We start from the raw sequence: 10,741 nt of genomic DNA, 5'->3' as shown, positions 1-10,741 counted from the left end.
TTCCACGCGTACCCATCTCGAACACGACCGTTAAGCCCTCTAACGCCGATGGTACTTGGACCGCAGGGTCCTGGGAGAGTAGGAAGTTGCCAAGCCGATGAGCAAGACCGAATCGAAGAGCAAGAAGTGGAAGAGCACCCTCGCGGGTGCTTTTTTGCATGGTGTTGCACAGTTGCCGATTTAACGAATATTTAATCCCTTCTTAAAGAGAAGCTAAGCTCCGGCTGGTACTATTAGGGAAGGTTAATCCTGCGACGTATCGTTCCAAATAACATGTCCGAACCGGCGTGCGTACACAACCCAGACTAGACCACTGCCCACTCCATGCAAGAATAGCGCCGGGCGGCATGATGAGATACATTCGCATGCGAACCCCTGCGCAGCCCCGTCTCATCCGCCGAGGAGACGGGGCTGTTGCGCGTCCCCTCCTATACGTCTTTTTTTCTCAATTGCCCCTACATTGCCAGAAGTTCCAACTCAATACGGAGATGATGTCCGCCTATACTAACCATACCTTAATGGCGAAGACAGGGGGACTTGTGATGCGATGGAAGGCGGGCAAGATCAGGCCGATGTTCGTTATCTTGCTGGTTTTAACACTTCTTGGCGGTGCGGGGTGCTCGGACTTGCCGGCGACCGAACGAGAACGAGAACAAGAACAAGATGCTATGGCGCCAACCGACAATCGGCCCCGCGAGATGCCGGCGGCCGTCGCGGAATCGAACTCGAGCTCCGCACGCCTGAAGGGGCAGCTCCCGATTAGGGGGATCTATGTCACCTCCAATGTAGCGAGAAGCAAGAGGCTGGAGCAACTGGTCGAGCTCATCGAACGAACGGAATTGAACGCGATGGTCATCGATGTCAACGGCAGCTCGAGTCTGATCACACTCCCTCCTTCCTCTCCAAGTCCGTCGAATAACAGCTCCGCCGCTTTTTTCCGCCAGACGGTTAAACGGTTGAAGAACAAGCGGATCTACCTGATCGCAAGAATCGTGACCTTCAAGAATCCCTCGCTCGTTAAATCCATGCCGGCATGGGCGCTTCGCAGCAAGGGCGGGAGCGTATGGCGCGACAGGGGCGGCGAGGGCTGGATCGATCCCTATCGCGAAGAGACATGGGCCTATCCGATTGCGCTCGCGCGGGAGGCGATAAGAATCGGGTTCGACGAGGTTCAGTTCGATTATGTGCGCTTCCCGGAGAATCAGGTGAAGGTAGATCGGGAGGTAAGCTTCCATAACCCTAACAATTGGAGCCGCGACGAGGCGATCAAGAAGTTCCTCCGCAAGGCGGCCGCAGAGGTGCACCGATCCGGAGGGAAGGTGTCGGCGGACGTGTTCGGGTTGATCGGCACGGCGAGCACGGACATGGGGATCGGACAGCGCTGGTCGACGATAGCGGGCGAGGTCGATGTGATCTCTCCGATGGTTTATCCGTCCCACTACAGCTCCGGCATCTGGGGAATCCGTGCGCCCGATCTGAATGCGGGAGCGATTGTGTCCCATGCGATGAAGGATGCCAACCGGCAGAACGAACGGCTAAGGCAGAATGGCCGCAGGGCCGCCGAGATTCGCCCATGGCTGCAGAGCTTCACGGCCTCGTGGGTGCATCCTCATCAGGCATACGGCGCGGCTCAGGTTCGCGAACAGATCAGAGCCGCCTCCCGCGAAGGGGTACACGGCTATCTTCTCTGGAATGCGTCAAGTCGATATCCAAACTTAGGTAGCTGAATTTTCGTAAGTTGTAGGCGGGGCGCGAGATTGACGGGGAAACAAACGTTCCGCCGGGCGGGGATAGGCCATGTGTACGCCTTGACAGCCCTACAGGCCTCTGCTAAGATTGCCTATAATTAATTGGAGAATAACCGGCTCAATACAACCGGATAGGGGAGGAAATTACACGTGTGGCAAAACAAATTCGCCAAGGAAGGCCTGACGTTCGATGACGTTCTGCTCGTTCCAAGAAAGTCGTCCATTCTGCCGAGGGACGTGAACGTAGCGACGACGCTCAGCTCGTCCGTGAGGCTGAACATTCCGTTGATCAGCGCTGGCATGGACACGGTCACGGAGTCGGCTTTGGCGATCGCCATCGCTCGGGAAGGCGGCGTTGGCATCATCCATAAGAATATGTCGGTCGCGCAGCAAGCGGAAGAAGTGGATCGGGTCAAGCGTTCGGAGAGCGGCGTTATTACGAACCCGTTCTCGCTCACTCCGGACCACCACGTCTATGACGCCGAAGAGCTTATGGGCAAGTACCGGATCTCGGGCGTGCCGATTGTGGACGGAGAAGGCAAGCTGGTCGGCATCCTGACGAATCGGGATCTTCGCTTCGTGCACGACTATTCGATCAAGATCAGCAGCGTGATGACGAAGGAGAACCTGGTCACGGCGCCTGTGGGTACGACGCTGCAAGAGGCGGAGGTTATTCTGCAGCAGCACAAGATCGAGAAGCTCCCGCTGGTCGACGATTCCTTCATGCTGAAGGGGCTTATTACGATCAAGGACATCGAGAAGGCGATTCAATTCCCGAATGCCGCGAAGGACGAGCACGGCAGACTGCTTGTCGGAGCGGCCGTCGGCGTATCCAAGGATACGTTCGAGCGCGTGGATGCGCTGGTGAAGTCGGGCGTCGATCTGATCGTTGTCGACTCGGCCCACGGACATCATATCAATATTGTCGAGATGGTCGGCCAGATCCGAGAGAAGTATCCGGAGCTGACGATCGTTGCGGGCAACGTGGCGACGGGCGAGGCAACCCGCGACTTGATCGAAGCTGGGGCTTCCATCGTCAAGGTCGGCATCGGGCCGGGCTCGATCTGTACGACCCGCATTATCGCGGGTATCGGGGTTCCTCAGATTACGGCCATCTACGATTGCGCGACGGTCGCGCGCGAATACAACGTTCCGATTATCGCGGACGGAGGCATCAAGTACTCCGGCGAGATCACCAAGGCTATCGCGGCGGGTGCGAGTGCGGTTATGCTCGGCAGCTTGTTCGCGGGTACGGAAGAGAGCCCTGGCGAATCGGAGATCTACCAAGGCCGCCGCTACAAGTCCTATCGCGGAATGGGCTCCATCGGTGCGATGAAGGAAGGCAGCAAGGATCGTTACTTCCAGGAGGATGAATCGAAGCTCGTTCCGGAAGGCATCGAGGGACGTCTTCCTTATAAGGGACCGATCCGCGACACGATTCATCAGCTTCTGGGCGGCCTTCGTTCCGGCATGGGCTATTGCGGCACCGCAACGCTGGAAGAGCTGAAGAACGACACGGAATTCGTTCGCATTACCGGCGCTGGCCTGCGCGAGAGCCATCCGCACGACGTTCAGATTACGAAGGAAGCTCCGAATTACTCGCTGTAAGATTAGGTTTGGGTATAGGCGCAGAGATAGAGACGGAAGCCGCAGAAGAGGGAAATCTCTCCTGCGGCTTTTTCGTTGGGTGTGCGGTGTGATACAATAATGAACGGAGTTTAATGCCTGTTCCTGACGCAAGCAATCCAACCGGTGATAAAGGAGAGATACGCGCATTGAATCGCAATTATTATTCCATCCTACGACTGTCTCTTAATCAGCAACGATTCGTGGCCCTCCCTGTTCTCTTGGTGATGGCGATGATGATTATATTCTCCGGTGCGGGAAGCGCCGCCGCTGCGAATGCGGCAGGGGCGCCCGAGCTCGATGCGAAGTCGGCCATTCTGATGGATGCTTCGACGGGTCAGGTTCTCTATGAGCTTGACGCGGACACGGCGCGGGCTCCGGCCAGCATGACGAAGATGATGACGGAATATCTCGTCTTCAAGGCGATTGAAGAAGGCAAGCTAAGCTGGGATCAGACGATTACCGTTCAGGAGAACGCCGCCAAGCAGATCGGCAGTCGCGTCTTCCTCGCGGTAGGCGACAAGCACACGGTCGAGGATCTCTACAAGGCGATGGCGATCGGGTCGGCGAACGACGCGACGGTGCAATTGGCCGAGACGGTTGCAGGCTCCGAGGAGGCGTTCGCGAAGCTGATGAATGAAGCGGCGGTCGAGCTTGGCATGACGAATTCTCACTTCATCAATTCGACGGGTCTGGACCGCGCGGATATGCCGGAGGCTTACCGTCCGACCTCGATCGAGGGGGAGACGGTGATGTCGGCCCGGGATTCCGCTCTGCTGGCCTATCATATCCTGAAGGATTATCCGGAATTCCTCGAGTATTCGAAGATCCCTTCCTTTAAATTCCGTGAGCGCGATGCCGATCCGGTTATCAACTACAACTGGATGCTGGAGTCCAACGCCAGCGTGACGAACTTCAAGAAGTTCGCTTACGAAGGCGTCGACGGATTGAAGACCGGACATACCTCGAATGCCGGCAACTGCTTCACCGGTACGGCTCTTAGGAACGGCACCCGTCTGATTGCAGTCGTCATGGGTGTGCCCGGCGGCATGAACGACGGCAAGCGCTTCTTGGAGACGGCGAAGCTGTTCGATTACGGCTTCGGCAGCTTCGAGAAGCAGACGGTGGTTGCCGCGAAGGCGGTCGTGACGGAGCATGAGACGTTCAAGGTCAAGAAGGGCGCTTCCAAGAAGGTCAATGTCGTGACGGCTACCGACATCACGATTCTTGTTCCGAAGGGCTCGAAGGTCGAGCCGACCGTGACCGAGGCAACCCCGCTTACGGAACCGCTCTTGGCGCCGATCAAGTCCGGAGACAAGGTCGGATCGGTCACTTACACGTATAAGGATCCTTCTACTCAAGATGATAAGAACGTAACGATCGATCTGGTCGCGGCGGACGACGTGAAGAAGGCGGGCTGGTTCAAGCTGATGCTACGGGCCATCGGCGACTTCTTCTCCAGCCTGTTCAAGGGCATCGTCGATCTGTTCTGACAAGATGGACGAACGGCTGCTTCATTGACGAATGATGGACGAATGGCGGAATAATCCCGAGCGGGTGGGTTGTCTATTGGCGGCCCTTCCTGTAAAATCTATGGATAGTATATTCAGGAGGCGTGTGTAATCATGGAGACAGGTACTTCGAGAGTTAAGCGCGGCATGGCCGAGATGCAAAAGGGCGGCGTCATCATGGACGTCATGAACGCGGAGCAAGCCAAGGTTGCGGAAGCGGCAGGCGCAACGGCCGTTATGGCGCTTGAACGCGTTCCTTCCGATATTCGCGCGGCGGGCGGCGTTGCCCGTATGGCGGACCCGACGATCGTCGAGGAAGTCATGAAGGTCGTGTCAATTCCGGTAATGGCGAAGGCTCGGATCGGACATTATGTAGAAGCCAAGGTGTTGGAATCGCTCGGCGTCGACTACATCGACGAGAGCGAAGTGCTGACGCCGGCCGACGATGTGTTCCACATCAGCAAGGAAGAGTTTACCGTTCCGTTCGTATGCGGAGCGAAGGACCTGGGCGAAGCGCTTCGCCGCATTCAAGAAGGCGCATCGATGCTTCGCACGAAGGGCGAGCCGGGAACGGGCAACATCGTTGAAGCCGTTCGCCATATGCGCCTGATCACGGGCCAGATTCGCAAGGTGCAGAACCTGTCGAAGGACGAGCTGTACCACGAAGCGAAGACGCTGGGCGTGCCTTACGACCTGTTGCTCGGCGTTCACGAGTCCGGCCGTCTGCCGGTCGTCAACTTCGCTGCAGGCGGCGTTGCGACGCCTTCGGACGCGGCTCTGATGATGCATTTGGGCGCCGACGGCGTCTTCGTCGGATCGGGGATCTTCAAGTCCGATTCCCCGGAGAAGTTCGCCCGTGCCATCGTCGAAGCGACAACGCATTATACCGATTACGAGCTGATCGCTCGCGTATCCAAGAACTTGGGCGCCCCGATGAAGGGGATCGAGATCTCCAAGCTGGATCGTTCCGAGCGCATGCAGGATCGCGGCCTCTAAGCCGGACGGCATAAGGCCATCTGATTATCCATTCGCGACGGGCGGCTTCGCAACTGGCATCTAATCGCCGGTGGGAGCCGCCCCGATTGGTTTACCTGGCACGGCAGATCTGGCTATGAAGGAAGGAATCGGAATGAGAATCGGAGTGTTGGCCCTTCAAGGGGCCGTGGCGGAGCATATTCGCAGCATCGGGTTGGCCGGAGGAGAAGGAGTCGCGGTCAAGACGGTTGAACAGTTGAAGGAGATTGGCGGCCTCATTCTTCCAGGCGGGGAGAGCACGACGATCGGCAAGCTCATGCGCAAGTACGGCTTCATCGACGCGATCCGCGAGTTCGCAGGCGAAGGCAAGCCGGTGTTCGGCACCTGTGCGGGAATGATCGTGCTTGCCGACAAGCTGGAGGGCGCAGAGGAGCCTCATCTTCGTCTCATGGATATGACGGTGGCGCGCAATGCGTTCGGTCGTCAGCGCGAGAGCTTCGAGACGGACCTGGACGTCAAGGGCATCGACACGCCGCTCCGTGCGGTGTTCATCCGGGCTCCGCTGATCAAGGAAGTCGGGTCCGACGTGGACGTGCTGTGTTCGTACAAGGACGAGATCGTGACCGCGCGGCAAGGGAATCTGCTGGCTTGCTCCTACCATCCGGAACTGACGGACGACTACCGTCTGCACGAATACTTCTTGAAGATGGCCGAGGAAGCCGCCGCCAAACATTGACCCGATTCAGGGGGAAAAGGAGCTTAGCCCATGTTGGATGTTAGATTGCTGCGGAACGATTATGCGAAGGTGGAGCAGGCGCTGCGGAACCGCAACGCCTCGCTCGAGCTGATCGGAGCGTTCCCGGAGCTCGACAGCGCTCGCCGGGAGCGGCTTGTCGAGAGCGATACGCTGAAGAATCGCCGGAACGTCGTCTCGCAGGAGGTCGCGAAGCTGAAGAAGAGCGGCGGCAACGCGGACGAGCTGATCGCGGAGATGCGCAGCGTTAACGATCGAATCAAGGAGCTGGACGAGGAGCTTCGCGAGCTCGACGAGAAGCTGAACGCGATCCTGCTCGCCGTGCCGAACGTTCCGCACGAGAGCGTGCCGGTCGGCGCATCCGAGGAAGACAACGTCGAGGTTCGCCAGGTCGGCGCTGTTCCCGCCTTCGAATTCGAACCGCGAGCGCACTACGACATCGCGGACGGGCTTGGCATTCTCGACTTCGAGAACGCGGCCAAGGTAACGGGGTCCCGGTTTGTTTTCTACCGGGGCTTGGGAGCGCGTCTGGAGCGCGCCTTGATTAACCTGATGATGGACCTGCACGCGGACAAGCACGGCTACGAGGAAGTGCTGCCGCCGTACATCGTCAACCGCGACAGCCTGATCGGCACGGGCCAGCTCCCGAAGTTCGAGGAAGACCTGTTCAAGATCGAAGGAACGGATTACTTCCTTATTCCGACGGCGGAAGTTCCGGTAACGAATCTGTATCGCGACACTATTCTTAGTGCCGAGCAACTGCCGGCGAAGTTCGTCGCCTTCAGCGGCTGCTTCCGCTCCGAGGCCGGGGCGGCGGGCAGGGACACCCGCGGGCTTATTCGCCAGCACCAGTTCAACAAGGTGGAGCTCGTGAAGCTCGTCGCTCCCGAGACGTCCTACGACGCGCTGGAGGAGCTTACAGGAGAGGCGGAACGCGTCCTGCAGGTGCTTGGCCTGCCCTATCGCATTCTCGCGCTCTGTACGGGCGACATGGGCTTCGGCTCGGCGAAGACGTACGACCTGGAAGTGTGGCTGCCTAGCCAGAACACCTACCGCGAGATCTCGTCCTGCACGAACTTCGAGGACTTCCAGGCTCGCCGGGCGGGCATCCGCTTCCGCCGCGAGACCGGCGCCAAGCCGGAGCTCGTGCACACGCTGAACGGCTCCGGACTGGCCGTCGGACGCACTGTAGCGGCCATTCTAGAGAACTATCAGCAGGCTGACGGAACGGTCGTCATTCCGGAAGCGCTGCGGCCGTATATGGGAGGAATCGACAAGATCGCCCCAAGGGGTTGATCGCCGATTCTTGTCTGTGATATGATAACGGGGCAGATCGGGCATTCTCCGGAATGACGCCGCTGCCTTCTTCCTGGAGAGATACCGAAGCGGTCATAACGGGGCGGTCTTGAAAACCGTTAGGGTGCAAGCCCACGTGGGTTCGAATCCCACTCTCTCCGCCATTAAATCAGTAATTTGCGATTAAATGTATGAGTGGGATGAGAACGGGCCGTTAAGCGGACATGCCACACGGCATGTCCGTAGGCCCCGGCGTGATAGTCGCACTAACCGCAGCCCGCTCGTTACGAGTGGCTGCGGAGCGACGGAGCGAATCCCACTCTCTCCGCCATAACTGAATAGGCGATGGAGTTCGCCATTAACCGCCTTTGGGCTAATGACTCCTACCAGTTTACGTGTTATTTAACATGGGCTGGTAGGAGTTTTTGTTTTGGCTGCTCCGGTGTCGGAGGACGCCGAAGGCGGTTGAAGGAGGGCCGCGACGTCCCATTCGAGCGGTGCAAGAGGGATGGGAGCCGCAGATGTCGCTAGATGCCGGGAGTTTTATGCGAAATTTCACATTCATGCGGCTCGATAACGGACAGTTTGGGTGATTATATGTGAAAAATCACATTCGTGGAGGAATTCTCGACCGAGAATGCCGAATGTATGCTAAAAATCACATAAAACGCCGCGATTCCCGCCAATCCAAGCCGACGAATGTGAAAAATCATATAAATTCGCAAAAGTCATTCGAACCAGGGACGAATTGCTTTTATTAATTCCTACGATTGAAGGAGAGACGAACATTGAGAAAGTTGATGGAAGGTCCGGCAGCAACGATCAGGGGATGGGCCGGAAAGTGGATTCATGTGGGAATTGTTGTCTCATTGCTCAAGTGGGTTGGATTGGGCGGGCTGGTCGGGGTCTTTACCGGTTCGGCATCCGCTCTGTTCCTGGCGAGTCTCGATTGGGTGACGGACATGCGGATATCCCACGCCTGGCTGCTGTGGCTTCTGCCTGTGGGCGGCGCGCTTGTGAGTTACTTGTACTGGAAGGTCGGCAAGGACTCGTCCAAGGGCAACAACCTCATCCTCGAGCAGATTCACGAAGGCAACGGGACGATTCCCTTCCGGATGGCGCCGCTTGTTCTGTTCGGCACGCTCGTTACGCATCTGTTGGGAGGCTCGGCGGGCCGGGAAGGAACGGCGGTCCAGATGGGCGGGAGTTTGTCCGAATGGATCGGCAAGGTTCTTAAGCTGAACTCCCTTGACCGCAAAATCATCTTGATGTGCGGAATAAGCAGCGGCTTCGGTTCCGTGTTCGGGACTCCCTTGGCGGGAACCGTGTTCGGTCTTGAGGTTCTGGTGATTGGTCTGATTCGCTACGAGGCTTTGATTCCTTGCTTCATTGCCAGCTTCGTAGGCGACAAAGTGACGACCGCCTGGGGAATTCATCATCTCCATTACCAGATGGGGGCCGTCCCGGACTTCAGTGCGCTTCTCTTGTTGAAGATCGTGCTGGCCTCCGTCTTGTTCGGGTTAGCCGGGCTGCTCTTCAGCGAACTGACCCATCGTCTTAAGGCGCTCTTCACGAAGATCATCAAGAATCCCGTCCTCAAAAGCTTCTGCGGCGGATTCGTCATTATCGGCATGGTGTATCTCTTCGGCACGAGAGATTACCTGGGGCTGGGAATCCCGCTCATTCAGCAGTCCTTCCAGGAAAGCGTCGACTCCTTCACTTTTCTGCTCAAAACCGTCTTCACTTCCGTCACATTGGCAGCAGGGTTCCAGGGCGGCGAAGTGACCCCGTTGTTCGCCATCGGTTCGACGCTCGGAAGCGCGCTTGCCCATTATTTGCACCTATCGGCTCCGTTCCTGGCGGCGATCGGCTTTATCTCGGTGTTCAGCGGGGCAACCAATACGCCAATCGCTTGCTTTATTATGGGGATCGAGCTGTTCGGAGCGGAAGGCGCGATATACCTGTTTATCGGATGCATCGTCAGCTACTTGTTCTCGGGGCATACCGGAATTTATACCGCGCAGAGAATCGGGATTTCGAAGAGCAGAGCTGTACAAGTAGAGGAAAATACGACACTCGATTCCTTGCACCTCAAAAAGGTGAATGAAGAGCGGAAGGCCGGGTCAAGCTAACGGAGCGGAGGTGCAATGCCCATGTCAACCAACGACAAACTCGCCGTTCCCCAAGCCGATCTGGCGCAAGCGTGGCGGGACACGTTAAGCCAGCGGCTCGGCAACGGCGATACGGCCAGCGTGCTCGAGGACGAGAAGCATGCCGATACTCTCTTGGTCCACATTCAGACGTCGGGTCGGCAGATGCTCGAATTCGATTTTTCCGTCAAATACATCGACAGCCGGGAGATCGACATTCAGTTGTCCGACGTCGAGAAGGACGGGCAGTCGACCGACGAGAGAACCGATTCGATGCAGGAGCTGATCTCCGATTACCGGCGCCATCTCCACGAGACCGCTCAAGCGCTGCACCATTATACCCATGCATAAGGGAGGCGGCTCATCCATGCCTGATTCCATGTCGGACAAGAACCTCAGCAATGTGGCGAAGGATCTGGAGCACGCTCCCGTGAATGCTCATCATGCCCAGCAATTGCAGCAGAAGAAGAACGATCGACGGCACCAGGATGCGCTTAATCACGATAATCCGACCGGTCTGCATCATCTGAAGTCCTGAACCCGTACGCAGGGGGAAAAAGTCCAGCGGTATGATGTCAAGCCCCTGATTCATGAGAATTGGAAATTTTTTTGGCCATGAGGCGGATGAGTCAAGAAAAAGGGCACATCAAATCAAACCCAGTCGAAAATCGAGTTATCTAC

Annotated in this window: 9 protein-coding genes, 1 tRNA gene, 1 rRNA gene and 1 riboswitch; all 11 genes read left to right on the top strand. The window is 57.4% G+C overall.

Features of this window, described 5'->3' with window-relative positions:
- Positions 1 to 95, top strand: a 5S ribosomal RNA gene (gene rrf, locus E6C55_RS32800); the annotation flags it as partial.
- Positions 96 to 668: 573 nt separating this feature from the next.
- Positions 669 to 1,727, top strand: a complete 1,059-nt coding sequence (locus E6C55_RS32795; RefSeq protein WP_168736008.1) for a putative glycoside hydrolase — start codon at positions 669 to 671, stop codon at positions 1,725 to 1,727.
- Positions 1,728 to 1,898: 171 nt separating this feature from the next.
- Positions 1,899 to 3,356 carry an IMP dehydrogenase gene (gene guaB / locus E6C55_RS32790; protein WP_136374049.1) on the top strand — a complete coding sequence of 486 codons (1,458 nt, stop codon included), beginning with the start codon at positions 1,899 to 1,901 and terminating at the stop codon, positions 3,354 to 3,356.
- Positions 3,357 to 3,523: 167 nt separating this feature from the next.
- Positions 3,524 to 4,867, top strand: coding sequence for a D-alanyl-D-alanine carboxypeptidase family protein (locus E6C55_RS32785; protein WP_230986972.1), 1,344 nt, complete (start codon positions 3,524 to 3,526; stop codon positions 4,865 to 4,867).
- Between the two features lie 129 nt (positions 4,868 to 4,996).
- Positions 4,997 to 5,881, top strand: a complete 885-nt coding sequence (gene pdxS, locus E6C55_RS32780; protein WP_211093697.1) for a pyridoxal 5'-phosphate synthase lyase subunit PdxS — start codon at positions 4,997 to 4,999, stop codon at positions 5,879 to 5,881.
- Between the two features lie 133 nt (positions 5,882 to 6,014).
- Positions 6,015 to 6,596, top strand: a complete 582-nt coding sequence (pdxT, locus tag E6C55_RS32775) for a pyridoxal 5'-phosphate synthase glutaminase subunit PdxT (RefSeq protein ID WP_136374046.1) — start codon at positions 6,015 to 6,017, stop codon at positions 6,594 to 6,596.
- Positions 6,597 to 6,626: 30 nt separating this feature from the next.
- Positions 6,627 to 7,910, top strand: a complete 1,284-nt coding sequence (gene serS / locus E6C55_RS32770) for a serine--tRNA ligase (RefSeq protein WP_136374045.1) — start codon at positions 6,627 to 6,629, stop codon at positions 7,908 to 7,910.
- Positions 7,911 to 7,985: 75 nt separating this feature from the next.
- A tRNA-Ser gene (locus E6C55_RS32765) sits at positions 7,986 to 8,074 on the top strand.
- 168 nt (positions 8,075 to 8,242) lie between these two features.
- Positions 8,243 to 8,303: riboswitch (Fluoride riboswitch) on the top strand.
- Between the two features lie 407 nt (positions 8,304 to 8,710).
- Positions 8,711 to 10,042 carry a voltage-gated chloride channel family protein gene (locus E6C55_RS32760; protein WP_136374051.1) on the top strand — a complete coding sequence of 444 codons (1,332 nt, stop codon included), beginning with the start codon at positions 8,711 to 8,713 and terminating at the stop codon, positions 10,040 to 10,042.
- A 21-nt stretch (positions 10,043 to 10,063) separates the two neighbouring features.
- Complete coding sequence (locus E6C55_RS32755; RefSeq protein WP_136374044.1) at positions 10,064 to 10,411, top strand: hypothetical protein; 348 nt, start codon at positions 10,064 to 10,066, stop codon at positions 10,409 to 10,411.
- A 16-nt stretch (positions 10,412 to 10,427) separates the two neighbouring features.
- On the top strand, positions 10,428 to 10,598 hold the full coding sequence (locus tag E6C55_RS34035; protein ID WP_168736007.1) for a hypothetical protein: 171 nt from the start codon (positions 10,428 to 10,430) through the stop codon (positions 10,596 to 10,598).
- Positions 10,599 to 10,741 lie beyond the last annotated feature (143 nt).

It is taken from the genome of Cohnella fermenti, assembly GCF_004801405.1.
In the GTDB taxonomy this organism is placed as follows: Bacteria; Bacillota; Bacilli; order Paenibacillales; family Paenibacillaceae; genus Cohnella; species Cohnella fermenti.
Note: the sequence above shows the minus strand (reverse complement) of the source record. Positions and strands in the feature narration are given on the sequence as shown.

What these genes read in the sequence shown, in the direction of transcription:
- E6C55_RS32760 (WP_136374051.1), top strand. Translation starts at nt 8,711, where the DNA reads ATGGAAGGTCCGGCAGCAACGATCAGGGGATGGGCCGGAAAGTGGATT.
- E6C55_RS32795 (WP_168736008.1), top strand. Translation starts at nt 669, where the DNA reads ATGGCGCCAACCGACAATCGGCCCCGCGAGATGCCGGCGGCCGTCGCG.
- E6C55_RS34035 (WP_168736007.1), top strand. Translation starts at nt 10,428, where the DNA reads ATGCCTGATTCCATGTCGGACAAGAACCTCAGCAATGTGGCGAAGGAT.
- pdxT (WP_136374046.1), top strand. Translation starts at nt 6,015, where the DNA reads ATGAGAATCGGAGTGTTGGCCCTTCAAGGGGCCGTGGCGGAGCATATT.
- serS (WP_136374045.1), top strand. Translation starts at nt 6,627, where the DNA reads ATGTTGGATGTTAGATTGCTGCGGAACGATTATGCGAAGGTGGAGCAG.
- E6C55_RS32755 (WP_136374044.1), top strand. Translation starts at nt 10,064, where the DNA reads ATGTCAACCAACGACAAACTCGCCGTTCCCCAAGCCGATCTGGCGCAA.